The sequence below is a fragment of the Streptomyces chilikensis genome (genome assembly GCF_001642695.1).
GTDB lineage: Bacteria > Actinomycetota > Actinomycetes > Streptomycetales > Streptomycetaceae > Streptomyces > Streptomyces chilikensis.
Window position 1 is genome coordinate 1,349,682 of the sequence record NZ_LWCC02000005.1, and the last position, 26,136, is coordinate 1,375,817.

The window sequence follows — 26,136 nt, forward strand, 5'->3', positions numbered from 1 at the left end:
GGCGCGGGCAGCACGCGCGGCGCGGGCGGCACGCACGGCGCGGGCAGCAGGCGCGGCGCGGGCGGCGGCAACCACCCGGACGGCACGGAGCGGGGGCGGCCACCGGCCGCCCCCGCTCCACGTGTTCCCGGCGTCTACGCCACGTTCACCCGCTGCCCCGGAGGCGCCGCCTCCAGCCAGGCCAGGAAGCCGGTCAGGGCGTCCTCGCTCATCGCCAGCTCCAGCCGTGTGCCCTGGTGGACGCAGACCAGCACCACCGCGTTCAGCAGCAGGGCCAGCTCCTCCTCGCCCTCCGGCATCCGCCGGCCCACCACCTCGATGGCGGAGCGCTCCAGCATCCTGCGCGGCCGGGGCGAATAGGAGAAGACCCGGTACCAGGCGATGCTGTCACCGCTGTACCGGGCCACCCCGTACGCCCACCCCTTGCCGTCGCCCTCCGTGCCCTCGGGCAGCTCGGGGGCCTCCCAGCGCAGGCTGCAGTCGAAGGTGCCCCCCGACCGCTGGAGCAGGCGGCGCCGCATTCCGAAGGCGAACAGGCCCACCGCCGCGAGCACGACCAGCGTCCCGAACACAGTCAGAGCGAGGACCATCGACACCGACCTCCTCGTCTCCTAGAACTGGGAACCTGTCAACTGGCAAAAATGAAGAGCGGTAACGGACGAACCGTCTCCGGATTCACCTCAGCCGCGGCCGGTTCCGGAGTATTCCGGAACCGGCCGCGGCTGAGTCACGCGCGTGCACAGCGCGCGCCGGGCGCGCCGGGGTCAGCGAGCCGACACCGCCCGCAGACGGACGTCCGCACGGCGCTCGGCGGAGGCGTCGGCCTCCGACTTGGCGCGCTCGAGCGCCCGCTCCGCACGCTGGACGTCGATCTCGTCCGACAGCTCGGCGATCTCGGCCAGCAGCGACAGCTTGTTGTCCGCGAAGGAGATGAAACCGCCGTGGACCGCTGCCACGACCGTCTCACCACCACTGGTACGGATGGTCACGGGGCCCGACTCCAGCACACCGAGCAGCGGCTGGTGACCGGGCATGACGCCGATGTCGCCGGAGGTGGTGCGCGCCACGACCAGGGTGGCCTCACCGGACCAGACCTGGCGGTCGGCAGCGACCAGCTCGACGTGCAGCTCAGCAGCCAAGGGTGGCTCCTCGGGTCACCACCCGGCGGTATGCCGGGTGTTGGGTCAAAGTCTAGACCCGTCCGAAGACGGGGGTCCCGGGAACGCGTCCCCGGGGGAGGTGGAGCGGGAGGTGGGAGGGCCCGCCCGAAGACGGGCCCTCCTTGCCTCGACCGGCTACCCGAACCCGGGGGTTCAGGAAACGCCCAGCTCCTTGGCGTTGGCCTTGAGGTCCTCGAGGCCACCGCACATGAAGAACGCCTGCTCCGGGAAGTGGTCGAACTCACCGTCGCAGATCGCGTTGAACGCGGCGATCGACTCGTCCAGCGGCACGTCCGAACCGTCCACGCCGGTGAACTGCTTGGCGACGTGGGTGTTCTGGGACAGGAAGCGCTCCACGCGACGGGCACGGTGGACGACGAGCTTGTCCTCCTCGCCGAGCTCGTCGATACCGAGGATCGCGATGATGTCCTGGAGGTCCTTGTACTTCTGCAGGATCCCCTTGACGCGCATGGCGGTCTCGTAGTGGTCCTGCGCGATGTAGCGCGGGTCCAGGATGCGGGACGTGGAGTCCAGCGGGTCCACGGCCGGGTAGATGCCCTTCTCGGAGATCGGACGGGAGAGAACCGTCGTCGCGTCGAGGTGGGCGAAGGTGGTGGCCGGGGCCGGGTCGGTCAGGTCGTCCGCGGGGACGTAGATCGCCTGCATCGAGGTGATCGAGTGACCACGGGTCGAGGTGATGCGCTCCTGGAGGAGACCCATCTCGTCGGCCAGGTTCGGCTGGTAGCCCACCGCGGAGGGCATGCGGCCGAGCAGGGTCGACACCTCGGAACCGGCCTGGGTGAAGCGGAAGATGTTGTCGATGAAGAACAGCACGTCCTGCTTCTGCACATCGCGGAAGTACTCCGCCATGGTCAGACCGGCCAGGGCCACGCGCAGACGGGTGCCCGGCGGCTCGTCCATCTGACCGAAGACCAGCGCGGTCTTGTCGATGACGCCGGAGTCCGACATCTCCTCGATCAGGTCGTTGCCCTCACGGGTGCGCTCACCGACACCGGCGAACACGGAGACACCGTCGTGGTTGTTGGCGACGCGGTAGATCATCTCCTGGATGAGCACCGTCTTGCCGACGCCGGCGCCGCCGAACAGACCGATCTTGCCGCCCTTGACGTACGGGGTCAGCAGGTCGATGACCTTGACGCCGGTCTCGAACATCTCGGTCTTCGACTCGAGCTCGTCGAAGTTCGGCGCCTGGCGGTGGATGGACCAGCGCTCGCCGTCGTAGGACTCGTCCGCGTTCAGCACCTCACCGAGGGTGTTGAACACCTTGCCCTTGGTGAAGTCGCCGACCGGGACGGTGATGCCCGTGCCCGTGTCGGTCACCGCGGCCTGGCGGACCAGGCCGTCGGTGGGCTGCATGGAGATGGCGCGGACCAGGCCGTCGCCCAGGTGCTGGGCGACCTCGAGGGTCAGCGTCTTCTTCGCGCCGGCGTTGGCCGGGTCGGCCACCTCGACGTGAAGGGCGTTGTAGATCTCCGGCATCGCGTCGACGGGGAACTCCACGTCGACGACCGGGCCGATGACCCGCGCGACGCGGCCGGAGGCCACGCCCGCGCCAGCGGTCGGCTCAACAGTGGTGGTCATTAGCTGTCACTCCCCGCGGTCGCGTCGGCCAGGGCGCCTGCGCCACCGACGATCTCGCTGATTTCCTGGGTGATTTCGGCCTGGCGGGCCGCGTTGGCAAGCCGCGAGAGCGTCTCGATGAGCTCTCCGGCGTTGTCGGTGGCCGACTTCATCGCGCGCCGCGTGGCGGCGTGCTTGGAAGCGGCCGACTGCAGCAGCGCGTTGTAGATCCGGCTCTCGACGTACCGCGGCAGCAGCGCGTCGAGGACGTCCTCCGCGGACGGCTCGAAGTCGTACAGCGGAAGGATCTCGTCCTTGGCGGGCGACTCCGCGGCAACCTCGTCGAGCTTGAGCGGAAGCAGCTGCGCCTGGACGGCGGTCTGCGTCATCATCGAGACGAACTCGGTGTAGACGATGTGGAGCTCGTCCACACCACCCTCGGCCGTGTCCTTCTCGATCGCCTCGATCAGCGGCGCCGCGACCTGCTTGGCGTCCGCGTACTCCGGCTCGTCGGTGAAGCCCGTCCACTGCCCCGAGATCGTGCGCTCGCGGAAGTTGTAGTGGGCGACACCTCGCCGGCCGACGATGTACGTGTCGACCTGCTTGCCGTCCGCCTCGAGCTTCGCCGTCAGCTGCTCCGCCGCCTTGATGGCGTTGGAGTTGAACGCGCCGGCCAGACCGCGGTCGCTCGAGAGGAGCAGGACCGCGGCACGGGTCGGGTTGTCCGCCTCCGTGGTCAGCGGGTGGCGCGTGTTCGAGCCGGTGCCCACCGCCGTGACCGCGCGCGTGAGCTCGGTCGCGTACGGCGTGGAGGCCGCCACCTTGCGCTGCGCCTTGACGACACGCGAGGCGGCGATCATCTCCATCGCCTTGGTGATCTTCTTGGTCGCGGTGACGGATCGGATGCGACGCTTGTAGACCCGGAGCTGAGCTCCCATGAGTCAGGTCCCTTCCTTACGTCACTTGGAGACGGAAACCGGAGCGTCCTCGCCGAGCAGCTTGCCGTCCGACGTCGTGAACGTCTTCTTGAACGCGGCGATGGCGTCGGCGACGGCCGTCAGGGTGTCGTCCGACATCTTGCCGCCCTCGCGGATCGACAGGAGCAGGCCCGACTCGTTCTGACGCAGGTACGCCAGCAGCTCCGACTCGAAGCGGCGGATGTCCTGGACCGGGACGTCGTCCATCTTGCCGGTGGTGCCGGCCCAGACGGAGACGACCTGCTCCTCGGTGGCCATCGGCTGGTACTGAGCCTGCTTGAGCAGCTCGACCATGCGCTGACCGCGCTCCAGCTGCGCCTTCGACGCGGCGTCCAGGTCGGAACCGAAGGCGGCGAACGCCTCGAGCTCACGGAACTGGGCCAGGTCGACGCGGAGACGGCCGGAGACCTGCTTCATCGCCTTGTGCTGCGCGGAACCACCGACTCGGGAGACGGAGATACCGACGTTCAGCGCGGGGCGCTGACCGGCGTTGAAGAGGTCCGACTCCAGGAAGCACTGGCCGTCGGTGATGGAGATGACGTTGGTCGGGATGAACGCCGAGACGTCGTTGGCCTTGGTCTCGACGATCGGCAGACCGGTCATCGAACCGGCACCCATGTCGTCGGAGAGCTTGGCGCAGCGCTCCAGCAGACGCGAGTGCAGGTAGAAGACGTCACCCGGGTAGGCCTCGCGGCCCGGCGGACGACGCAGCAGCAGCGACACGGCGCGGTAGGCGTCGGCCTGCTTCGACAGGTCGTCGAAGATGATCAGGACGTGCTTGCCCTGGTACATCCAGTGCTGGCCGATGGCCGAGCCGGTGTACGGCGCCAGGTACTTGAAGCCGGCCGGGTCGGACGCCGGGGCGGCGACGATGGTCGTGTACTCCAGAGCGCCGTTCTCCTCCAGCGCGCGGCGGACCGACGCGATGGTGGAGCCCTTCTGGCCGATGGCGACGTAGATGCAGCGGACCTGCTTCGACGGGTCGCCGGTCTTCCAGTTGGCCTTCTGGTTGATGATGGTGTCGACGGCCAGGGCGGTCTTGCCGGTCTGGCGGTCACCGATGATCAGCTGGCGCTGACCACGGCCGACGGGGGTCATCGCGTCGACGGCCTTGTAGCCGGTCTCCATCGGCTCGTGCACCGACTTGCGCTGCATGACCGTGGGGGCCTGCAGCTCGAGGGCGCGGCGGCCCTCGGAAGCGATCTCGCCGAGGCCGTCGATGGGGTTGCCGAGGGGGTCGACCACGCGGCCGAGGTAGCCCTCGCCCACGGCGACCGACAGGACCTCTCCGGTGCGGTGCACCGGCTGGCCCTCCTCGATGCCGCTGAACTCGCCGAGGACGATGGCACCGATCTCGCGCTCCTCGAGGTTGAGGGCGAGGCCGAGGGTGCCGTCCTCGAACTTCAGCAGTTCGTTGGCCATGGCCGAGGGAAGACCCTCGACCTTCGCGATGCCGTCGCCGGCAAGGGTGACCGTACCGACCTCCTCGCGCGAGGCCGCGTCCGGCTTGTACGACTGGACAAAGTTCTCCAGCGCGTCCCGGATCTCCTCCGGCCGGATCGTGAGCTCCGCCATCTGGGTTCCCTGCTCTCCTTGTTGGGCCCGAAGTTTCTTGGGGGAATCTGGGGGGCTCCCCCAGAAACTTTGCATCCTCTGCACGGCCCAACCAGGGCCGTAAAAACGTACTGCTTGCGGTGGTTCTCTAGTCGCTGCCGCGGCTCGTCGGTCAGCCCGCGAGGCGCCGGTTGGCGGCCTCGAGGCGGTCCACGACGGAGCCGTTGATGACCTCGTCGCCGACCTGCACCCGGATCCCGCCGAGGACCGCGGGGTCCACGTCGAGGTTGAGGTGCATCGCCCGGCCGTAGAGCTTCACCAGGGCGGCGCTCAGGCGCTGCTTCTGGATCTCGCTCAGCGGCACCGCGGAGGTGACCACGGCGACCATCCGGTTGCGGCGGCCGGCGGCGAGCTTGGCGAGGGACTCGAGTCCCGACTCCAGGCTACGTCCACGCGGCGCGGACACCAGACGGATCACCAGGCGCTCGGTGACGGCGTTCGCCCGGCCGCCGAGCAGGCTGCGCAGCAGACCGCTCTTGGCCTCGGCGCTCGCGGACCGGTCGGTCAGCGCGGCGCGCAGGGGGGCGTTCGAGGCGACGATCCGGCCGAACCGGAACAGCTCGTCCTCGACGTCGTCCAGGGCGCCGGCCTTCTGCGCGGCCGTGAGGTCGGCGAGGTTCGCCAGCTCCTCCATCGCGTCCACCAGGTGGCGCGGGGCGGACCAGCGGGACCGGACCGTGCCCGACACCAGGTCGGTGGCCGGACCACCGATCTGGCTGCCCAGCAGGCGCTGGACCAGGTCGGCCTTGGCCTCTCCGGACTGCGCCGGGTCGGTGAGGACCCGACGCAGCGACACCTCACGGTCGAGCAGCGCGGTGACGGCGGCCAGCTCGTCGGCGAGCCGCGTCGCGTCGACGGACGTGGAGTCCGTCAGCGCGTCGAGTCGCTCGCGGGCGGCTGCCAGGGCCTCGCGGCTCGCTCCGTTCATCGCGCGGCCTCGGCCTTCTCCTCGAGCTCGCCGAGGAAGCGGTCGATGACGCGGCTCTGACGGGCGTGGTCCTCGAGGGACTCGCCGACGAGCTTGCCGGCCAGGTCGGTGGCGAGCTTGCCCACGTCCTGGCGCAGCGCGGTCGCGGCGGCCTTGCGGTCGGCCTCGATCTGCGCGTGACCGGCGGCGATGATCTCCTCGCGCTGGCGCTGGCCCTCCGCGCGCATCTCGGCGATGAGCGCGGCACCCTGCTCCTGCGCCTCCGAGCGCAGGCGCGCGGCCTCGTGTCGGGCTTCGGCGAGCTGAGCCTTGTACTGCTCGAGCACGCTCTGGGCCTCGGTCTGAGCGGCCTCGGCCTTCTCGATACCGCCCTCGATGGCCTCGCGGCGCTCTTCCAGAACCTTGTTGATGTTCGGGAGGAGCTTCCAGGCGAGGACGCCGAAGACGATGACGAAGGCGATCAGGCCGATGACGAGCTCGGGGATCGGCGGCACGAGGGGGTTCTGGGCCTCCTCGGCTGCGATCGTGAGCAGCTGGCTCATGTCAGTGCCTTTCGTCTAGGTCGGCTGGTCTGGGATCGCGTGGATCAGACGCCGTAGACGAACGGCATGACCAGGCCGATCAGGGCGAGCGCCTCACAGAAGGCGAAGCCCAGGATCTGGTTGGCGCGGATCAGGCCGGCCGCCTCGGGCTGACGGGCCAGGGCCTGGGTGCCGTTGCCGAAGATGATGCCGACGCCGACGCCGGGGCCGATGGCAGCGAGGCCGTAACCGATGGAGCCGAGCGAACCGGAAACAGCGGCAAGGGTCTGGGACATGCCAGTTCTTCCTTTTCTTTACGGACCGGTGGGGGTTGGCCACCGGACGGATCGGGGGTCTGTGCGCGGGGCGGCGCTCAGTGGTGCTCTGCGAGCGCGCCCTGGATGTAGGTGCAGGCCAGTAGCACGAAGACGTACGCCTGCAGTGCCTGGATGAACAGCTCGAAGACCGTCATCACGATGGTCATGACGAAGCTGACGCCGGCGTAGGCGATGCCGATGCCGTTCAGCAGGTACCAGCTGGCGATCGTGAAGAGCACCAGAAGCGTGTGGCCCGCGAACATGTTCGCGAACAGTCGCACCGCGTGGGTGAAGGGGCGGACCAGCAGGTTCGAGAAGAACTCGATCAGCATGGCCAGCGGCAGAACCGGGCCGAGGTCCTTGTTGTAGCCGGTGATGTTCTTCCAGGCGCCGACGAAGCCGTGGCGCTTGAAGGTGAGGGTGACCCACAGGACGTACACGATGAGCGCCAGGACCGCCGGGTAGGCGATGATCGACGTCACCGGGAACTGGGCGAGCGGGACGATCGACCAGAGGTTCATCATCCAGATGAAGAAGAACATCGAGACGATGAGGGGGACGTACTTCTCGCCCTCCTTGCGCCCGAGGGTCTCGTACACCACGCCGCGGCGGATGAAGTCGTAGCCGGCCTCGGCGACCATCTGCAGCTTGCCGGGGACGACCTTCGGCTTGCGGAAGGCGGCCCAGAAGAAGCCGATCACGACGAGCGAGCCCAGCAGGGCGAGCAGCATCGGCTTGTTGAAGTACAGGTTGCTGTCCGCGTCGCCCCACAGGGGCTCGAACAGGAACGAGTGCAGGCCCGGAGCCGGGAAGCCACAGCCATCGAAGATGTGGCAGTCGGTCTCGAAGGCGAGCACCTGCGTCGGGTCAGCACTCACCGCGGGCTCCTTCAGCGTGGCGCATAGGTACGGCAACCTCGTTGTGTCGGCGCGGCACGAGGCCGCGGTTCGGCACGGGACTGGTCTTACGGATGTGGGGGCGGCTGGGGGGCATCAAGCCTCGCGTTCGAGCAGGCGTCAGCTCGGATGCCCGCGCCCGCGATGCCGCAGTCGGCAACGGACGATAGCAGGAACGCTCAGCTGTGCTTGCCCCGGCCCCGTTCCTCACGACGAGCGCCCCGTCTTCTGCGTCTTCTCGTTCTCGGTCGACTCGGGTTCGACGTACAGGATCTTGGCCTTCATGTGCGCGCGGGCCTGCGCGGCGACCCAGACGAGGGTCGCGGCGACCAGCGCGATCGCGAAGGTCTTGGGGTGGAACAGCGACGTGTTCTTGAACACGGCCACGAAGAAGAACATGAGCAGGATCTGCACCGTGTAGAGCATCAGGCCCATGGCCTGGAACAGGTGCGGGAGCGACTTCGCGACGCGCTGCAGTACGTAGAGCCCGATACCCATGAAGAGGAGTACGACCAGCGTTCCGACGACGGCGCCGAGCGCACCCTTGCCGCCGGCGAACACCCCGCTGAGGACCGCGGCGATCGCGCCGGCGGCAGCGGTGGGCACCGCGGTGTGGATGAGCATCCGAACGTCGTTGGACGGCATGGCGGCAACTCCGCTTGCTGAGGGGGCAGGGTGTCGTCATGGACGAGCGTAGACCCGGGGTGAGAGAGAGAACCTCGGTCCGGGGAACCACCGCGCTGGGGGATCGTGCGCGCTCGTCCGACTCCGGTCCGGGCTACTCGTGAACGCTATCACAAACTATTTGATGAGGTCTTTACCTACTTCGTGTGCCCACTGTCACACGAGGGGGCTAAGTGGCGCACCAGTAACGATTCGCCACACCTATTGGATGGTATAGGACCGATTTGCCCGCCCAAGCGCTCCCCAAGAGCGTCCCTCGGGCGGGTCAAGCTCTAGTCGGATTCTTACCTAGCGCCCGGACGAGGACGGGCCGGGCCGGCGGAACCGGGTGCGGTTGCCCACCGCGGAGGATCCGTTGGCGGTCCGGGCGGCGCCCACGGCGACCGGCTCCAGGTCCTCCCGCCCTCCGGGCTCCACCGCGTCGCCGTCCGCGCCCCGCGTGCCGTCGGCGCCGTGCGCGGCGCTGTCGGTCGCCTGCGCGCCCGCGGGGGCCCGCCCGGCCTCCTGGCCCCGGCCGTCCTCCTCCGGGGCGTCCACGGCGCTCCCACCGGCCTCCTGGCCGCCGCCCGCCCTCGGACGGCGGTAGCGCGGCGGCAGCATCCACTCCGCCCAGCGCGGGGCGCGCGGGGTGAACCGCGGCATCAGCAGCAGCACCAGGCCGAGCGCGCTCAGCAGGGCGACGCTCAGCACGATCCACATCGAGGCCGCGGTCACCGAGTACGACAGGGCGCCGAAGGCGATCAGCCCGCACCAGAAGTACATGATCAGCACGGCCCTGCTGTGCGAGTGGCCGATCTCCAGCAGCCGGTGGTGCAGGTGCCCGCGGTCCGCGGCGAACGGCGACTGGCCGCGCCAGGTGCGGCGCACGATGGCCAGCACCAGGTCGGCGGCCGGGATCGCGATGATCGTCAGCGGCAGCAGCAGCGGGATGTAGACCGGCACGGTCGCGTGCACCGCGCTGCGCTCGGAGCCGGCGAACAGCTTCAGCGCGTCCGGGTCGATCTGCCCGGTGATGGAGATCGCGCCGGCCGCCAGGATCAGGCCGATCAGCATCGACCCGGAGTCGCCCATGAAGATCCGCGCCGGATGCATGTTGTGCGGCAGGAAGCCCACGCACATGCCGATCAGGATGGCGGCGAACAGGGTGGCCGGGGCGGCCGCCTCGATGCCGAAGCCGAACCAGATGCGGTAGCCGTACAGGAAGAACGCCAGCGAGGCGATGCCCACCATGCCGGAGGCCAGACCGTCGAGGCCGTCGACGAAGTTCACCGCGTTGATGGTGATCACCACCAACGCCACGGTGAGCAACGTGCCCTGCCAGGAGGTCAGCGCCACCAGGCCGACGCCCGGCACCGGCAGCCACAGGATGGTCAGGCCCTGCATCACCATCACGCCGGCCGCGATCATCTGCGCGCCCAGCTTGATCAGGGCGTCCAGCTCGAACTTGTCGTCCAGCACGCCGATGATCCAGATCAGCGCCGCCCCGGAGAGCAGCGCGCGCGGCTCGTTGGACCGCTCGAAGACCTGGCCGAGGTTGGCGAGCTGGGAGGCGACCAGCAGACCGGCGCACAGGCCGAAGAACATCGCGATGCCGCCCAGCCTCGGGGTGGGTTCGCGGTGCACGTCCCGCGCCCGCACCTGGGGCATGGCCCCCGCCACGATCGCGAACTTCCGCACCGGACCCGTCAGGAGGTACGTCACCGCGGCCGTGACGCAGACCGTCAGCAGGTATTCACGCACGGGCTTCCCCACAGATCTCGCTGGCCAACTCCGACCCACACCCTAACGAGGGACGGTCCCTGGTGATGACTTCCGGGTGGCCGGGACGGTTTCACCCCGCGGGTCACGGGTAGGGCGGCGGGAAGGCCTCGGCCAGTTCGCGTGCCCCGGCGCGCGCCCCGTCCACGTCGCCCCGCAGGGCCCGTCCGACCAGGGACGCGATGGTCCGCGCCTCCTCCTCCCCCATGCCCAGGGTCGTCACGGCAGCCGTCCCCAGGCGGATGCCCCGGCCGTCGTGCGGCAGTGCCGATGTGTCGAGGACCATGCCGGCGGCGCCCAGCAGGTCGCGGGCCGCGCGGCCGTCCAGGCCGCCGAGCGGGGCGGGGTCGGCGGTGATCAGGTGGGTGTCCGTGCCGCCGGTGGAGACGTGGAGCCCCTCGGCGGCGAGACCGGCCGCCAGGGCGCGCGCGTTGGCGACCGTGCGGCGGGCGTAGGCGGCGTACCCGGGCGTCGCCGCCTCCCCGAAGGCCACCGCCTTGGCCGCGACCACGTTCATCGGCGCCCCGCCCTGGGTGAACGGGAAGACCGCGCGGTCCACCCGCTCGGCCAGCTCCTCGCCGCACAGGAGCATTCCGCCGCGGGGGCCGCGGAGCACCTTGTGGGTGGTCGCGCAGACCACGTCGGCGTAGGGCACGGGGCTGGGCGCCGCCCCGCCGGCCACCAGGCCGATGGGGTGCGCGGCGTCGACGATCAGGTAGGCGCCGACGTCGTCGGCGATCTCCCGGAACGCCGCGTAGTCGATGTGGCGCGGGTAGGCGATCGACCCGCACACCACCGCCTTGGGCCGGGTGGCCCGGGCCAGCGCCCTGACCTGCTCGTAGTCCAGCAGCCCGGACTCGGCGTCGACGCCGTAGCCGGTGAAGCGGAACCAGCGGCCGGAGAAGTTGGCGGGCGAGCCGTGGGTGAGGTGGCCGCCGAAGGCCAGTCCCAGGGCGAGCACCGCATCGCCCGGGCGCAGCAGGGCGGCGTAGGCGGCCAGCACGGCGGCCGAGCCGGAGTGCGGCTGGACGTTGGCGTGCGCGGCGCCGAAGAGGGCGGTGGCGCGGTCGACGGCGGTGCGCTCGGCGAGGTCCGCGTAGGCGCAGCCGCCGTGGAAGCGGTTGCCGGGGTAGCCCTCGGCGTACTTGTCGGCGAGCGGCGAGGCGAGGGCCGCCAGGACGGCGGGCGAGGTGAAGTTCTCGGCGGCGATCAGCTGGAGCGTGGTGCGCCGCCGCTCGGCCTCGGCGTCGAGGATCCCCGCCACCTCGGGGTCCCGGGCCCTCAGCTCGGCGCTCCGCGCCTCCGCGCGCACGGCCTGGGTGTTGGCGACGGTGCCCATGCGGAGCCTCCTCGTCCGGACGACAGGTCCAGCGTAGGACGCGGGGAACGGGGGTGCGCGGCGCGCGTGGCGGCCGGAGGTCAGCCCTTGACGCCCGTGAGGGCGGTGACCACCGGGTCGAGGGCTCCGTGTATCTCGTCGCCGACGGACCGGAAGAACGGCAGCGGCGCCCCGTACGGGTCGTACACCTCGTCCGCCTCGGGGGTGGGCGCGAGCAGCCAGCCGCGCAGCGCGGCGGCGGCCCGCACCAGGGCGCGGGCGCGGGCGCAGACGCCGTCCTCGACCGGCGGCAGGGTGGCGGGGTCGATGGCCCGCACCAGGCGGGTGAACTCCTTGAGCGTGAAGGTGCGCAGCCCGGCCGAGTGCCCCATCGAGATGACGTGGGCCCGGTGGTCCCGGGTGGCCGTCAGCACCAGGTCGGCGCGGATGACGTGCTCGTCGCGCAGCTCGCGCCCGGTGAAGCCGGAGGCGTCCGCGCCGTACTCGTCGAGCACGGTGACGGCGTTCTCCTCCATGGGGGCGCCCTCGTGCCCCCAGGTGCCGGCGGACTCGACGACGAGTCCGCCCCACCGGGGGTCACCGAGCCGCTGGGCGAGGGCGTGCCGGGTCAGCCGCTCGGTGATCGGCGAGCGGCACACGTTGCCGGTGCTGACATGCAGGATCCGGAAGCCGGCCTCCCCGCCGTCTTCCTCTCGTATGCCAAGCCCCGCGTCAGGGGCGGGGGTCAATTCGCCACCTCGAGGTCGGGTACCACCTTGCGCAGCTCCTCGGCGGAGAGGGCGCCCTCGCGCAGCAGCACCGGCACCGCGCCGGTGACGTCGACGATCGACGAGGGCACGTTGCCCGGCGTCGGGCCGCCGTCGAGGTAGACGGAGACGGAGTCGCCGAGCATCTGCTGCGCGGCGTCGCAGGTCTCCGGCGAGGGGTGGCCGGTCAGGTTGGCGGAGGAGACCGCCATCGGGCCGACCTCGGTGAGCAGCTCGATGGCGACCGGGTGCAGCGGCATGCGCACCGCGACCGTGCCGCGGGTCTCGCCGAGGTCCCAGACCAGCGAGGGCTGGTGGCGGGCGACCAGGGTGAGCGCGCCGGGCCAGAAGGCGTCGACCAGCTCCCAGGCGGTCTCGGAGAAGTCGGTGACCAGTCCGTGCAGCGTGTTGGGCGAGCCGATCAGCACCGGGGAGGGCATGTTGCGGCCGCGGCCCTTGGCCTCCAGCAGGTCGCCGACGGCCTCCGAGGAGAAGGCGTCCGCGCCGATGCCGTACACCGTGTCCGTCGGCAGGACGACCAGTTCGCCACGGCGGACGGCGGACGCGGCTTCGCGCAGACCGGTCGCGCGGTCGGTCGCGTCGTTGGTGTCGTATCGCCGTGCCATGTCAGCTGGCCTCCTCGTACGGGTCGTGCAGGGGGAAGAGTCGGGGAGAAGAAGTGGTTCCGGTGGGACGCGCGTTCACGGCGTCGCCTTGCGGGCCGTGGCGAACCGCGGCCGCCTGTTGAGGTCGGGGTGGTCGGCGGCGTCGGCCCAGCCCCGTTCCTCGGTGAAGATCCAGGGGACCTGGCCGCCCTGGGTGTCGGCGTGCTCGACCACCACGACGCCGCCGGGCCGCAGCAGGCGGTGCGCGGTGCGTTCCAGGCCGCGGATCAGGTCGAGCCCGTCCTGGCCGGAGAACAGCGCCATGTCCGGGTCGTGGTCCCGCGCCTCGGGGGCGACGTACTCCCACTCGGTGAGGGGGATGTACGGCGGGTTGGTGATGACCAGGTCGACCTGGCCGTCCAGGTCGGGGAAGGCCGTCAGCGCGTCGCCGTGCCGCAGGTCGACGCGTGAGCCCTCCGTGTTCTTGCGGGCCCACACCAGGGCCTCCTCGGAGAGCTCCACGGCGTGCACCGAGGACCGCGGCACCTCCTGCGCCATGGCCAGCGCGATCGCGCCGGAGCCGGTGCACAGGTCGACGATGCGGGGTTCGGCGACGTCCATGGCGCGCACCGCGTCTATGGCCCAGCCCACCACCGACTCCGTCTCCGGCCGGGGCACGAAGACCCCGGGGCCGACCTGGAGCTCCAGGTACCGGAAGAAGGCGCGGCCGGTGATGTGCTGCAGCGGCTCGCGGGCCTCCCGCCGGGCGACGACCTCCCAGTAGCGGGCGTCGAAGTCGGAGTCCTTGACGGTGTGCAGCTGGCCCCGCTTCACGCCGTGCACGAACGCGGCGAGCTCCTCCGCGTCGTTGCGCGGCGAGGGCACGCCGGCGTCCGCCAGCCGCTGGGTGGCCTGGGCCACCTCGGCGAGCAGCACGCTGCGCGGGCTCTGGTTCTGCGGCACGCTGGTCCTCCGGTGTCGTCAGGGGGCGTCTTCGCGCGGTCGGCGCCGGGCGTCAGGCGGCGGCGAGCTTGGCGGCCGAGTCCGCGTCGACGCAGGCCTGGATCACCGCGTCCAGGTCGCCGTCGAGGACCTGGTCGAGGTTGTAGGCCTTGAAGCCGACCCGGTGGTCGGAGATCCGGTTCTCCGGGAAGTTGTACGTGCGGATCTTCTCGGAGCGGTCGACGGTGCGGACCTGGCTGCGGCGGGCGTCCGCGGCCTCCCGCTCCGCCTCCTCCTGCGCGGCGGCGAGCAGCCTGGAGCGCAGGATACGCAGGGCCTGCTCCTTGTTCTGCAGCTGGCTCTTCTCGTTCTGGCAGGAGGCGACGACGCCGGTGGGCAGGTGGGTGATGCGCACCGCGGAGTCGGTGGTGTTCACGGACTGGCCACCGGGCCCGGAGGACCGGTAGACGTCGATCCGCAGGTCGTTGGGGTTGATCTCCACGTCGACCTCCTCGGCCTCCGGCGTGACCAGCACGCCCGCGGCGGAGGTGTGGATCCGGCCCTGCGACTCGGTGGCCGGCACGCGCTGCACGCGGTGCACGCCGCCCTCGTACTTCAGGCGCGCCCAGACGCCCTGGCCGGGCTCGGTGGCGCCGTTGCCGCCCTTGGTCTTCACGGCGACCTGGACGTCCTTGTAGCCGCCCAGCTCGGACTCGGTGGCGTCGATGATCTCGGTCTTCCAGCCGACGCGCTCCGCGTACCGCAGGTACATGCGCAGCAGGTCGCCCGCGAACAGCGCGGACTCGTCGCCGCCGGCGCCGGCCTTGATCTCGAGGATGACGTCCTTGTCGTCGCTGGGGTCGCGCGGGACCAGCAGGAGGCGCAGCTTCTCGGTGAGTTCCTCGCGGAGCCTCTCCAGCTCCTTGACCTCGGCCGCGAAGTCGGGGTCGTCCTGGGCGAGCTCCTTGGCCGCCTCGACGTCGTCCCCGGTCTGCTTCCAGGAGCGGTAGGTGGCGACGATCGGAGTCAGCTCGGCGTAGCGCTTGTTCAGCTTGCGCGCGTTGGCCTGGTCGGCGTGGACCGACGGGTCGGCGAGCTTCTTCTCGAGATCGGCGTGCTCACCGACGAGTTCCTCGACGGCCTCGAACATGTGGGGCTCCTGGCTCCTGGAAGGTGTGCATGGCTGCGAAGGCGGGCGACCAAAAACGCCGGTCCCGGCCGCCCGCGTGGGGCGGCCGAGGACCGGCGCGGTGGCTCGCTACTTCTTCGAGCCGGCAGCCGCCTTGCCGAAGCGGGCCTCGAAGCGGGCCACGCGGCCACCGGTGTCGAGGATCTTCTGCTTGCCCGTGTAGAACGGGTGGCACTCGGAGCAGACCTCGGCGCGGATGGCGCCGGAGGAGATGGTGCTGCGAGTCGTGAACGACGCGCCACAGGTGCAGCTGACCTGCGTCTCGACGTACTCGGGGTGGATGTCGCGCTTCAAGGTGTCTCCTAGGTTCCGGGAGGGCGCCGGGTCGCCGCCGCGGGATGCGGGAGCGTGAACCGGAGCCGACGTACCAGTCTGCCAGCACTGGCCGCATCCCCCAAAACCGGGTCCGGGACCGTTCTATTCCCCGGGTGCTCCCCGGCCCGCCCGGGTCTCAGGAGGCGGCGCGGGAGGCCGCGGAGCGCGACGGGGAGCCGACGACCTCGTCGGCGTGGCCCGTGGCGGATCCCTTGGCCTTGGCCGGAATCGCCTTGTCGTGCCGCAGCGCCGACCAGACCAGCGCGGCCTTGTCCTCGTCGAGCAGGACCCGGTTCGGGGCGTCGGGGTCGTAGTCGACCGGCAGCGTCGTCATCGTCAGCTTCGACGGCCCGATGTCCTTCAGCCCGCCCGCGAAGGAGGCGAGCGCCGTGACGCTGCCGAGGTCCTCGTCGGTGGTGACCGACCTGGTCGCGGTGTCGGCGAGGTCGTACAGCCGCTTCGGGTGGGACAGCACGCCGACCTCCTTGACCTGTTCGGCCAGCGCCTTGAGGAACGCCTGCTGCAGCTGGATCCGCCCGAGGTCGGAACCGTCGCCGACCCCGTGCCGGGTGCGGACCAGGCCCAGCGCCTGGGTGCCGCTCAGCCGGTGGGTGCCGGCGTCGAGCCTGAGGCGGCTCTCCGGGTCGGAGATCCTCTCCCGGGTGGTGACCTCGACGCCGCCCAGCGCGTCGACCATCCGCCTGAAGCCCGTGAAGTCGACCTCGACGAAGTGGTCGACGCGGACGCCGCTCATCGCCTCCACGGTCTTCACCGTGCAGGCCGCTCCTCCGGTGGAGTACGCCGAGTTGAACATGACGTCCTTCTCGGCCGGCTTCCGCTGCCCGGACCGGTCGACGCAGGACGGCCGGTCGACCAGCGTGTCGCGCGGTATGGACACCACGCTCGCGGAGGTGCGGCCCTTGTGGACGTGGACCAGCATCGCGGTGTCCGCGCGGGCGCCCGCTTCCCCGGCGCCGCCGCCGAGCCGCTTGTTGCTGCCTCCGGAGCGGCTGTCGGAACCGAGCACCAGGACGTCCTGCGACCCGTCGTCGGTGTTCGCGGGGCGCGCGGAGCCGAGCATGTGGTCGATGTCGATGCTCGCGATGTTGCCGTCGAGCCGCGTGTACAGGTAGCCGAGTCCCGCGCCGCCGAGGGCCACGACGCCCGCCGCGCTCCAGGCGGCGGCGCGCAGCGCCCTCTGCCGGGGCGTGCGGGGCCTGCGGCGGCGTCCCCCGCCCCCGCCGCGCGTTCTCGCGCGCTCGGGGCCGGGCGTGCCGGGGTTCTCCTCCGGTATGCCGGGCGGCGGCGTGCTCTCGGCTGACATCTGAATCCTCTGGGCCTCTCGGTTGGACGGTGTACCCCTACCGGGTGAAGCCGAAAGATTCGCACATGGGGGGTTTGCGCTCCGTGCCGGAGCGGCCACCGGCCGGCCCGCCGGGGACCCGCCCGCACCGCCTCCGACCAGCGTCTTTCCGCGCCGTCCCCGCGATCACCGGCGGCCTGCCGCCTGTGGGGAAGCTCTCCCGCCGCCCTCCCGGCGCACACGGCGGAGGGCCGCCCCGCGCAGTGCGCGGGGCGGCCCTCCGGGTGCCGTGGTGCCGGTGCGACCGTCAGTCGCCGCTGGGGTTCGGCGTGTTCTTCTGGATCATCATCAGGAACTCGGCGTTGGACTTCGACTGCTTCATCTTGTCGAGGAGCAGCTCGATGGCCTGCTGCTGGTCCAGCGCGTGCAGCACGCGCCGCAGCTTCCAGACGATCGCCAGCTCCTCGGCGCCCAGCAGGATCTCCTCCTTGCGGGTGCCGGAGGCGTCGACGTCGACGGCCGGGAAGATGCGCTTGTCGGCGAGCTTCCGGTCGAGCTTGAGCTCCATGTTGCCGGTGCCCTTGAACTCCTCGAAGATCACCTCGTCCATGCGGGACCCGGTGTCCACCAGCGCGGTGGCGAGGATGGTCAGCGAGCCGCCGTCCTCGATGTTGCGCGCGGCGCCGAAGAAGCGCTTGGGCGGGTACAGCGCCGTGGAGTCGACACCACCGGACAGGATGCGCCCGGAGGCCGGGGCGGCCAGGTTGTAGGCGCGGCCCAGTCGGGTGATCGAGTCCAGCAGGACGACCACGTCGTGGCCCAGCTCGACCAGGCGCTTGGCGCGCTCGATGGCGAGCTCGGCGACGGTCGTGTGGTCCTCGGCCGGGCGGTCGAAGGTCGAGGAGATGACCTCGCCCTTGACCGACCGCTGCATGTCGGTGACCTCCTCCGGACGCTCGTCGACCAGGACGACCATCAGGTGGCACTCGGGGTTGTTGCGGGTGATCGCGTTGGCGACCGCCTGCATGATCATGGTCTTGCCGGTCTTCGGCGGGGCCACGATCAGACCGCGCTGGCCCTTGCCGATCGGCGACACGAGGTCGATGATCCGCGTGGTCAGCACGCCCGGGTCGGTCTCCAGGCGGAGCCGGTCCTGCGGGTACAGCGGCGTCAGCTTGTTGAACTCCGGGCGGCCGCGGCCGTGTTCGGGCGCCATGCCGTTGACGGAGTCGAGGCGGACCAGCGCGTTGAACTTCTCGCGGCGCTCGCCCTCCTTGGGCTGGCGGACCGCGCCGGTGACGTGGTCGCCCTTGCGCAGGCCGTTCTTGCGGACCTGGGCGAGGGAGACGTAGACGTCGTTCGGGCCCGGCAGGTAGCCGGAGGTCCGGATGAACGCGTAGTTGTCGAGGATGTCGAGGATGCCCGCGACGGGGATCAGCACGTCGTCGTCGGCGACCTGCGGCTCGGCGACCTCGTCGCGGCCGCGGCGGCCACGGCGGTCGCGGTAGCGGCCACGGCGGCCGCGGCGGCCGCCCTCGAAGTCGTCGTCGTCCTGCTGCTGACGGTCGCGGTCACGGCCCTGGGCGCCGCCGCCCTGCTGGCTCTGCCGGCCGCCCTGGCCGCCGCCCTGCTGGTCGTCGCCCTTGCGGCGGTCGCCGCGGTCACGGCTGCGGTCGCGGTCCCGGCCGCGTTCCCGGTCACGGGTGCGGCCCGAACGGCCCTCGGCGTCGGCGGAGTCGCTCCGCTCGCCCTGCGTGCGGTCGCCGGTGTCCTGCTTGGTTTCGGTCTTCACGTCGCTCTTGTCACCGCGCGCGTCGCTCTTGGCACTGTCACTTCTGCCACGCTCGCCCCTGTCGGCGGCCTGGGTCTCGCCCTTGGCCTCCGCGGTGACGGTCTCGGGGCTGCCCGCCTCGGCGGTGGCGCGACGGCGGCGGCGCTCGGCCGGCTGCTCGTCGCTCTTCGTCTCCTGCCCGGCCTCGGCCTTCACGGCCTGCTCGGCCTTGGGCGACGGCTGGCCGGGGATCTGCGCCTTCTCGGCGGCCGACTCCTCACCCGTACGGGTGCGCGACGTGGTGCGGCGCTTGGGCTTCGCCTCGCCGTCGGCCCCGGACGCGGCCGCCTTGGCGGGTGCGCCCGCGGAGGCCTGGGCCTCCTTGATGACCTCGATCAGCTGGCTCTTGCGCATCCGCGCCGTGCCCCTGATGCCGAGGCCGGAGGCGACCTGCTGCAGTTCGGCCAGCACCATGCCCTCGAGGCCGGTACCGCGACGCCGCCGCGAGCCGGCACCGCTGGCAGGCGTGGAGGCGTCCGTGGCGGGCGCGGCAGCGGTCTCGTCGACACGTGCGCCCATCAGATCGGTGGTGTCGCTCACGAAGGGTCCTTCCCTGGAGCGGGCGTCGGCCTGTCTGGCTCGGCGACCGGTTGTGCTGTCCGGAATCGGTCCTGATCGAAAGGACCGGTCCGGGGCGGTGGTCCGCCACATCGGCGGAGGAAACAAATGGTGATTGGTGGCGCTCCCCGCGACGGCGACGACGAAATTCGTGTCACGTGGCTCGGGCGCACCGGTTCCGGAGCGTGCCCTGGGAGCTGCTCAGCATTCGCGTACGGGTTGCTGCCCGCGTACTACGTACCGTACGAAACACAGTGCGGCTTGGGAGACTCCCGGAAGAATGTCTGTCCCGGACGGGGACGTGAAGCACCTCGCCACGCTCGGGTGGTCGGGTGCGGACTTGACATTAACACTACCGGATCCCACAAACATTCCCCCTCTCCACATCCGGCAATCGCCTGAATGCGCGCTCATACGCGTCCCCGGTCACTGCTTATCCGGGAACACGGCCGTTCATGCGGCGGCCGCGAGCGGCAGCACGCTCGCGCCCGACAGATCCAGGCCCAGCCGGTTGGCGGCCCAGCCGTCCCCCGCCGACATCTCCACCTTCAGGGCCGTCTCCTCGTCGGCCAGCGCCAGCACGGTGGGGCCCGCGCCGGAGATCACGGCGGGAATTCCGTCGGCGCGCAGACGCTCCACCAGGGCCGCGCTCTCCGGCATCGCCGGGGCGCGGTATTCCTGGTGGAGGCGGTCCTCGGTGGCCGGCATCAGCAGCTCGGGGCGCCGGGTGAGGGCCTCGACGAGCAGCGCGGCACGGCCGGCGTTGGCGGCGGCGTCGACATGGGGGACGTTGCGCGGGAGCAGGCCGCGCGCGGTCTCGGTCAGTACCGGTTTTCCGGGAACGAAAACCACCGGAACGATGGAATCCGCGGGCTCGCTGCGGACGGCGCGGCCGACGCCGCCCTCCATCCAGGCGAGGGTGAATCCACCGAGCAGACAGGCGGCGACGTTGTCGGGGTGGCCCTCGATCTCGGTCGCGAGTTCCAGCAGCGCGGTGTCGTCGAGCCGGTTCTCGCCGCCTATCGTCACCGCGCGGGCGGCGACGATCCCGGCGCAGATCGCGGCGGAGGAGGAACCGAGGCCGCGGCCGTGCGGAATGCGGTTGGCGCAGACGATTTCCAGCCCTCGGGGCTGTCCGCCGAGCGCGTCGAACGCGGCACGCATCGAGCGCACCAGCAGGTGCTTCTCGTCGCGCGGCAGGTTGTCGCTGCCCTCACCGGCGATGTCGATGTGCAGCCCCGAGTCGGCCACGCGGACGACGACGTCGTCGTAGAGCCCCAGCGAAAGGCCCAGGGCGTCGAACCCCGGTCCGAGATTGGCGCTGGTTGCGGGCACGCGCACGCGGACGGCGGCGGCTCGGAAGGCGGGACCGGCCATCGCTGGATGACTCTCCTTGACTGCAGGACACGGGGAGACGCGGGACTTCGCAGGACGCGAACGCGTCGGAACCGGGCACGGCATATGCGGCGGGCCGGTTCAGTACAGACTATCGAAGGATGCTTCTCCGGCGACATAGGGCGCACGGGAGGCGCACGGTGCGTGTCGGTTCACGCCACGGTGCCCGCCGGTTCGCGCCACGGTACGTGTCCGTTCACGCCGAAGTGCGTGTCGGTTCGCGCCAATTCCCGCCGGGGACGGGCGCGGAACGGACACGGGGCGGGGGAACGCGCGACGCGCTCCTCCGCCCCGGTGCCCACCGCCTCCGCGGCCGGGCGCCTCAGGCAAGGCCGAGCCGCTCCGCCGCCGCCGCGGCGTCCACCGGGACGACCTCCGGGCGGGTCGGCGCGCCCATGACCGCCCAGTCGGGGTCCTTGAGCCCGTTGCCCGTGACGGTGCAGACGATCCGCTGGCCCGGGTCGACCAGCCCCGCCTCCGTCGCCTTCAGCAGGCCCGCCACCGACGCCGCCGACGCCGGCTCGACGAACACGCCCTCCTGCGAGGCCAGCAGCCGGTACGCCCGCAGGATCTCACGGTCCGTCACCTCGTCGATCAGGCCGCCCGAGTCGTCCCGCGCCGCCTCGGCGTACTCCCAGGACGCGGGGTTGCCGATCCGGATCGCCGTGGCGATGGTCTGCGGGTCCTTGACGACCTCGCCGCGCACCAGCGGCGCGCTGCCGGACGCCTGGAAGCCCCACATGCGCGGCGTGCGCGTCGCGAGGCCGTCCCCGGCGTACTCCCGGTAGCCCTTCCAGTACGCCGTGATGTTGCCCGCGTTGCCCACCGGCAGCACGTGCACGTCGGGCGCGTCGCCCAGCATGTCGACGATCTCGAAGGCAGCGGTCTTCTGCCCCTCGATCCGCACCGGGTTCACCGAATTGACCAGCGCCACCGGGTAGTTGTCGGACAGCGACCGGGCCAGCGTGAGGCAGTCGTCGAAGTTGCCGTCGACCTGCAGGATCTTCGCGCCGTGCACCAGCGCCTGGCCCATCTTGCCCAGCGCGATCTTGCCCTGCGGCACCAGCACCGCGCACACCATCCCGGCCCGCACCGCGTACGCGGCCGCCGAGGCGGAGGTGTTGCCGGTGGACGCGCAGATGACCGCCTTCGCGCCCTCCTCCTTCGCCCGCGTGATCGCCATCGTCATCCCGCGGTCCTTGAACGAACCGGTCGGGTTCGCGCCCTCGACCTTGAGGTGCACCTCGCAGCCGGTGCGCTCGGAGAGCACCTGCGCGGGCACGAGCGGCGTACCGCCCTCGCGGAGCGTCACGACCTCCGTCGTGTCGGAGACCGGAAGCCGGTCCCGGTACTCCTCGATGATTCCGCGCCACTGGTGAGTCTGAGTCATGACTCCGCCTACTCTCCTTCGACCCGCATGATGCTGGCGACGCCCCGGACGGTGTCCAGGCCGCGCAACGCCTCGACGACCCCGCTGAGCGAGGCGTCGGACGCACGATGGGTGACGACGACGAGCGATGCCTCGCCGTCCTTGCCCTGCTGGCGCACGGTGTCGATCGACACCCCGTGCTCGGCAAAGACAGTGGCGACCTGGGCGAGCACGCCCGGCTTGTCGGCGACGTCCAGGCTGATGTGGTACCGCGTGACCACCTCGCCCATCGGCGACACCGGAAGCGCCGCGTACGCCGAGTCACCGGGACCGGTGGCCCCGGCCAGCCGGTTGCGGCACACCGCCACCAGGTCGCCCAGCACGGCCGACGCGGTGGGCGAACCGCCCGCGCCCGGCCCGTAGAACATCAGCTGCCCGGCCGCCTCGGACTCCACGAACACCGCGTTGTAGGCGCCGCGCACCGAGGCGAGCGGGTGGGTGAGCGGAATCATCGCGGGGTGCACCCGCGCGGTGACCGAGCCGCCGTCCGCGGCCCGCTCGCAGATGGCGAGCAGCTTGATGGTGCAGCCCATCTCCTTGGCGGAGGCGAAGTCCGCCGCGGTCACCTCGGTCATGCCCTCGCGGTACACGTCATCGAGGAGGACCCGCGAGTGGAAGGCGATGCCGGACAGGATCGCGGCCTTGGCCGCCGCGTCGAAGCCCTCCACGTCGGCCGTCGGATCGGCCTCGGCGTACCCCAGCGCGGTCGCCTCGTCCAGCGCCTCCTGGTACCCGGCGCCCGTGGTGTCCATCTTGTCGAGGATGAAGTTCGTCGTGCCGTTGACGATGCCGAGCACCCGGTTGACCTTGTCACCGGCCATCGACTCGCGCAGCGGGCGGATCAGCGGGATGGCGCCGGCCACGGCGGCCTCGTAGTACAGGTCCCGGCCCTGCTCCTCGGCCGCCGCGTGCAGCGCCGCGCCGTCCTGCGCGATCAGGGCCTTGTTGGCCGACACGACGGACGCGCCGTGCTGGAACGCCGTCGTGATCAGCGTCCGGGCCGGCTCGATCCCGCCGATCACCTCGACCACGACGTCGATGTCGCCCCGTTTGACCAGGGCGGTGGCGTCGGTGGTGATCAGCGAGGGGTCGATCCCGGCCCGCACCCGGTCCGGACGGCGGACGGCGACACCGGCCAGCTCCACCGGCGCGCCGATCCGCGCGGCGAGGTCGGCCGCGTGCGTCGTCATGATGCGCGCCACCTCTGAGCCGACCACTCCACAGCCCAGCAGCGCCACCTTCAGCGGACGCGTACGCATCATCCGACCTCGTTTCCTCATACCGGTCAACGGTTGTCCAGTCTCAGGCACCGGACGGAAAAATCTTCCATTCGTCCGGATCCTGAGACCCATGTTTCCGGGATCCAGCCCGGTCCCCAGCGGCTTTTCCGCCGGACGTCCTCACTTCACCCGACGCCACCCGACGTCATCCGACGCCCCCGGCGCCGCCCGACGTCATCCGACGTCGAGGCGGAGCAGGTCCTCCTCCGTCTCACGGCGGACGATCACCCGGGTCCCGCCGTCCTTGACGGCGAGCACCGGCGGGCGCGTCACGTGGTTGTAGTTGCTCGCCATGGAGCGGCAGTAGGCGCCGGTGGCCGGCACCGCGATCAGGTCGCCGGGCGCGAGGTCGGCCGGCAGGAAGGCGTCCCTGACCACGATGTCACCGCTCTCGCAGTGCTTGCCGACCACGCGGGCGAGCATCGGCCCGGCGTCGCTGGCGCGGGAGACGAGGGCGACGGAGTACTCGGCGTCGTAGAGCGCGGTGCGGATGTTGTCCGACATCCCGCCGTCCACGGACACGTACGTCCGCAGCCCGTCCAGCGGCTTCAGCGTCCCCACCTCGTACAGCGTGAAGGCGGTGGGCCCGACGATCGCCCGCCCCGGCTCCACGGAGATCCGCGGCACCGCCAGCCCGGCGCCCTCGCACTCCCGGCCCACGATCTCGCCGAGCGACTTGGCGATCTCGTGCGGCCCCTGCGGGTCGTCCTCGCTCGTGTAGGCGATGCCCAGACCGCCGCCCAGGTCGATCTCGGGCAGCTCGACGCCGTGCTCGTCGCGGATCTCGGCCAGCAGCCCGACCACGCGCCGCGCGGCGACCTCGAACCCGGCCATGTCGAAGATCTGCGACCCGATGTGGCTGTGGATGCCGGCCAGCTCCAGCCCGTCCAGCTGCAGCGCCCGGCGCACCGCCTCGGCGGCCTGCCCGCCGGCCAGCGGGATGCCGAACTTCTGGTCCTCGTGCGCGGTGGCGATGAACTCGTGGGTGTGCGCCTCGACGCCGACCGTGACGCGGATCAGCACCTTCTGCCGCACCCCGTGCGACTGCGCGACGTGGGCGACCCGCACGATCTCCTGGAACGAGTCGAGCACGATGTGCCCGACCCCGACGGTCACCGCCCGCTCGATCTCGGCGAGCGACTTGTTGTTGCCGTGGTACGCGATCCGCTCGGCGGGCATCCCCGCCGCCAGCGCGGTGGCCAGCTCCCCGGCGGAGCAGACGTCGAGGTTCAGTCCCTCCTCGTGCAGCCAGCGCACCACGGCCTTCGACAGGAACGCCTTGCCTGCGTAGTACACGTCGGCGCCCTCGCCGAACGCCTCCCGCCAGGCGCGGGCGCGGGCCCGGAAGTCGTCCTCGTCCATCACGTAGGCGGGGGTGCCGTGCTCCCGGGCGATCTCGCGGACGTCGACCCCGCCCACGCGGACGGCGCCGTCCGCGTCACGGGTCACCGAGCCCGCCCACACCTTGGGGTCGAGGGCGTTCAGGTCGGCGGGCGGGGCGGTGTAGTGGCCCTCGGGGAGGACGTCGGCGTGACGGGGTCCGGCGGGGTGTGCGGAACGGCTCATCGTCTGTGTCTCTGCGTCTCTCTTCGGCTCCGGCCGGTTTCGGTCTCGCCCGGTCAGAGGTGTTCGGGTGCGTCGATGCCGAGCAGGGTGAGGCCACCGGCCAGCACCGTCCCGGCGGCTTCGGCGAGCGCGAGCCGGGCGCGGTGGGCGGCCGAGGGTTTCTCCTCCCCCGTCGGCAGCACCGCGGCGTGCGTCAGGAACTCCAGCGTGGCGTCGGCGACGGTCACCAGGTGCCGGGCCAGCCGGTCCGGGGCGTGCGCCCGCGCGGCCTGGGCGAGGACGCGGGGGTGGTCGGCGAGGGCGCGGAGGAGTGCGGGAGCGGTCGCGGCGGTCGCGGCGTTCGCCGGGGTATCCGCCGGGGTGTCCGCAACGGTGTCCGTGGGGCCCGCCGGGATGCCTGCAACGGTGTCCATGGGGCCCGCCGGGGTCTCCGCAACGGTGTCCATGGGGCCCGGCTCGGCGGTGAAACCGAGCTGCGCGGCGTTGCGGGCGGCGGCGCGGGCACGGGCGTGCGCGTACCGGACGCGGAACAGGGGGTTGTCCTCCCGCTGCGCCAGGTGCTCACCGCCGAGGCTCGGCCGGTCGTGCGGAGCCGGGTGCAGCAGCGCCCAGCGGGCGGCGGCCGGGCCGAGGGGGGCGGGGTCGCCGGGGGCGGGGACGGGGCGGATGTCGGCGGACTCGCCGTGCGCCACCTGCGTCACGCACGCCCGGCCGCCCTGGGCCCCGATCAGCCGCGCCGTGACCTCGGCGACGACTTCGGCGCGGATCTCGCGGGGGACGCGCAGGGTGACCGTCCGGCCGGCGAGGGCGTCCCCGTGGCCGTACCGCATCCCCTCGTCCCTGATGCGCCGCACCAGGGCCGCGTCGGCGTCCCCGGCCAGGCTGATGTTGAGGAACCCGGGCCCGGTGACGGCGACGTCCCGCACCCCGCCCGCCCGCAGCAGCCGGGCGCGCAGCACCTCCGCCACCTCCGCGGCGGGCCGCCCGGCGGGCTGCGCGAGCCGCAGCGCGACGTTGGTGGCGTAGTCCCCGCAGCCCCCGGGGCCGGGCGGGGCGACCTTGACGGTCTCGGGCACGGCCACCGCCAGCTCGCCCTCGTCCACGGCGGAACGCACCGCGTGAAGCACGGTGTGCGAGAGCTCGACGGGGGTCACGGGGACCAGATTAGGGGAGCCGGGGCGGGGTAGGTCGACCCGATTCGG

At 71.5% G+C, this 26,136-nt stretch carries 24 protein-coding genes; all 24 read right to left on the reverse strand.

All coding sequences use genetic code 11. The annotated features are described in order from the left end of the window. Nucleotides 1-134: 134 nt before the first annotated feature. The 24 genes from A2U95_RS05980 to nrtL all read right to left on the reverse strand — a co-directional run bounded on the left by A2U95_RS05980 (nucleotide 135) and on the right by nrtL (nucleotide 26,088). Nucleotides 135-590, reverse strand: coding sequence for a DUF2550 domain-containing protein (locus A2U95_RS05980; RefSeq protein WP_166021177.1), 456 nt, complete (start codon nucleotides 588-590; stop codon nucleotides 135-137). 174 nt (nucleotides 591-764) lie between these two features. Further along, the gene (locus tag A2U95_RS05985; RefSeq protein WP_166021178.1) at nucleotides 765-1,139 is read right to left on the reverse strand and encodes a F0F1 ATP synthase subunit epsilon; all 375 of its coding nucleotides are present in this window, start codon (nucleotides 1,137-1,139) and stop codon (nucleotides 765-767) included. Nucleotides 1,140-1,313: 174 nt separating this feature from the next. Further along, the gene (atpD, locus tag A2U95_RS05990; RefSeq protein ID WP_166021179.1) at nucleotides 1,314-2,762 is read right to left on the reverse strand and encodes a F0F1 ATP synthase subunit beta; all 1,449 of its coding nucleotides are present in this window, start codon (nucleotides 2,760-2,762) and stop codon (nucleotides 1,314-1,316) included. Beyond that, a complete protein-coding gene (locus A2U95_RS05995) occupies nucleotides 2,762-3,679 on the reverse strand; it encodes a F0F1 ATP synthase subunit gamma (protein WP_166021180.1) in 918 nt (305 codons plus the stop codon). Before A2U95_RS05995 ends, atpD begins: the two co-directional genes overlap by 1 nt. 21 nt (nucleotides 3,680-3,700) lie before the next feature. Beyond that, entirely contained in the window at nucleotides 3,701-5,293 is a 1,593-nt protein-coding gene (gene atpA, locus A2U95_RS06000; RefSeq protein WP_166021181.1) for a F0F1 ATP synthase subunit alpha, read from the reverse strand. A gap of 151 nt (nucleotides 5,294-5,444) precedes the next feature. Continuing rightward, on the reverse strand, nucleotides 5,445-6,260 hold the full coding sequence (locus A2U95_RS06005) for a F0F1 ATP synthase subunit delta (protein WP_166021182.1): 816 nt from the start codon (nucleotides 6,258-6,260) through the stop codon (nucleotides 5,445-5,447). Next, nucleotides 6,257-6,802 carry a F0F1 ATP synthase subunit B gene (locus tag A2U95_RS06010; RefSeq protein WP_166021183.1) on the reverse strand — a complete coding sequence of 182 codons (546 nt, stop codon included), beginning with the start codon at nucleotides 6,800-6,802 and terminating at the stop codon, nucleotides 6,257-6,259. The genes A2U95_RS06005 and A2U95_RS06010 overlap by 4 nt, the downstream gene beginning before the upstream one ends. A gap of 44 nt (nucleotides 6,803-6,846) precedes the next feature. Further along, nucleotides 6,847-7,077, reverse strand: a complete 231-nt coding sequence (atpE, locus tag A2U95_RS06015; protein WP_031039373.1) for an ATP synthase F0 subunit C — start codon at nucleotides 7,075-7,077, stop codon at nucleotides 6,847-6,849. Between the two features lie 77 nt (nucleotides 7,078-7,154). Further along, on the reverse strand, nucleotides 7,155-7,976 hold the full coding sequence (gene atpB, locus A2U95_RS06020) for a F0F1 ATP synthase subunit A (RefSeq protein ID WP_166021184.1): 822 nt from the start codon (nucleotides 7,974-7,976) through the stop codon (nucleotides 7,155-7,157). Nucleotides 7,977-8,201: 225 nt separating this feature from the next. Next, nucleotides 8,202-8,639 (reverse strand): Cg1360 family ATP-synthase-associated protein, encoded by a 438-nt coding sequence (locus tag A2U95_RS06025; RefSeq protein ID WP_166021185.1) that lies wholly within the window; start codon nucleotides 8,637-8,639, stop codon nucleotides 8,202-8,204. A gap of 327 nt (nucleotides 8,640-8,966) precedes the next feature. Then, the gene (locus A2U95_RS06030; protein WP_166021186.1) at nucleotides 8,967-10,418 is read right to left on the reverse strand and encodes an MraY family glycosyltransferase; all 1,452 of its coding nucleotides are present in this window, start codon (nucleotides 10,416-10,418) and stop codon (nucleotides 8,967-8,969) included. 103 nt (nucleotides 10,419-10,521) lie between these two features. Beyond that, a complete protein-coding gene (locus tag A2U95_RS06035) occupies nucleotides 10,522-11,775 on the reverse strand; it encodes a serine hydroxymethyltransferase (RefSeq protein WP_166021187.1) in 1,254 nt (417 codons plus the stop codon). 80 nt (nucleotides 11,776-11,855) lie between these two features. Next, nucleotides 11,856-12,503 (reverse strand): arsenate reductase/protein-tyrosine-phosphatase family protein, encoded by a 648-nt coding sequence (locus A2U95_RS06040; RefSeq protein WP_240957213.1) that lies wholly within the window; start codon nucleotides 12,501-12,503, stop codon nucleotides 11,856-11,858. Further along, on the reverse strand, nucleotides 12,500-13,147 hold the full coding sequence (locus tag A2U95_RS06045; RefSeq protein ID WP_166021188.1) for an L-threonylcarbamoyladenylate synthase: 648 nt from the start codon (nucleotides 13,145-13,147) through the stop codon (nucleotides 12,500-12,502). The genes A2U95_RS06040 and A2U95_RS06045 overlap by 4 nt, the downstream gene beginning before the upstream one ends. A 75-nt stretch (nucleotides 13,148-13,222) precedes the next feature. Next, on the reverse strand, nucleotides 13,223-14,062 hold the full coding sequence (gene prmC, locus A2U95_RS06050) for a peptide chain release factor N(5)-glutamine methyltransferase (RefSeq protein WP_166024860.1): 840 nt from the start codon (nucleotides 14,060-14,062) through the stop codon (nucleotides 13,223-13,225). A gap of 79 nt (nucleotides 14,063-14,141) precedes the next feature. Then, nucleotides 14,142-15,218 carry a peptide chain release factor 1 gene (prfA, locus tag A2U95_RS06055; RefSeq protein ID WP_166021189.1) on the reverse strand — a complete coding sequence of 359 codons (1,077 nt, stop codon included), beginning with the start codon at nucleotides 15,216-15,218 and terminating at the stop codon, nucleotides 14,142-14,144. A 108-nt stretch (nucleotides 15,219-15,326) separates the two neighbouring features. Beyond that, nucleotides 15,327-15,551 carry a 50S ribosomal protein L31 gene (gene rpmE, locus A2U95_RS06060; RefSeq protein WP_166021190.1) on the reverse strand — a complete coding sequence of 75 codons (225 nt, stop codon included), beginning with the start codon at nucleotides 15,549-15,551 and terminating at the stop codon, nucleotides 15,327-15,329. Nucleotides 15,552-15,708: 157 nt separating this feature from the next. Beyond that, nucleotides 15,709-16,896 carry an LCP family protein gene (locus A2U95_RS06065; RefSeq protein WP_166021191.1) on the reverse strand — a complete coding sequence of 396 codons (1,188 nt, stop codon included), beginning with the start codon at nucleotides 16,894-16,896 and terminating at the stop codon, nucleotides 15,709-15,711. 286 nt (nucleotides 16,897-17,182) lie between these two features. Next, complete coding sequence (gene rho / locus A2U95_RS06070; protein ID WP_166021192.1) at nucleotides 17,183-19,246, reverse strand: transcription termination factor Rho; 2,064 nt, start codon at nucleotides 19,244-19,246, stop codon at nucleotides 17,183-17,185. A gap of 471 nt (nucleotides 19,247-19,717) precedes the next feature. After that, nucleotides 19,718-20,641: a homoserine kinase gene (gene thrB / locus A2U95_RS06075; protein WP_166021193.1), complete on the reverse strand. Its 924-nt coding sequence runs from the start codon at nucleotides 20,639-20,641 to the stop codon at nucleotides 19,718-19,720. Between the two features lie 340 nt (nucleotides 20,642-20,981). Further along, the gene (gene thrC / locus A2U95_RS06080) at nucleotides 20,982-22,049 is read right to left on the reverse strand and encodes a threonine synthase (RefSeq protein WP_166021194.1); all 1,068 of its coding nucleotides are present in this window, start codon (nucleotides 22,047-22,049) and stop codon (nucleotides 20,982-20,984) included. Nucleotides 22,050-22,057: 8 nt separating this feature from the next. Continuing rightward, on the reverse strand, nucleotides 22,058-23,350 hold the full coding sequence (locus A2U95_RS06085; protein WP_166021195.1) for a homoserine dehydrogenase: 1,293 nt from the start codon (nucleotides 23,348-23,350) through the stop codon (nucleotides 22,058-22,060). Between the two features lie 192 nt (nucleotides 23,351-23,542). Further along, nucleotides 23,543-24,934, reverse strand: a complete 1,392-nt coding sequence (gene lysA, locus A2U95_RS06090; RefSeq protein WP_166021196.1) for a diaminopimelate decarboxylase — start codon at nucleotides 24,932-24,934, stop codon at nucleotides 23,543-23,545. 53 nt (nucleotides 24,935-24,987) lie between these two features. Then, nucleotides 24,988-26,088, reverse strand: a complete 1,101-nt coding sequence (gene nrtL, locus A2U95_RS06095; RefSeq protein ID WP_166021197.1) for an ArgS-related anticodon-binding protein NrtL — start codon at nucleotides 26,086-26,088, stop codon at nucleotides 24,988-24,990. Nucleotides 26,089-26,136 lie beyond the last annotated feature (48 nt).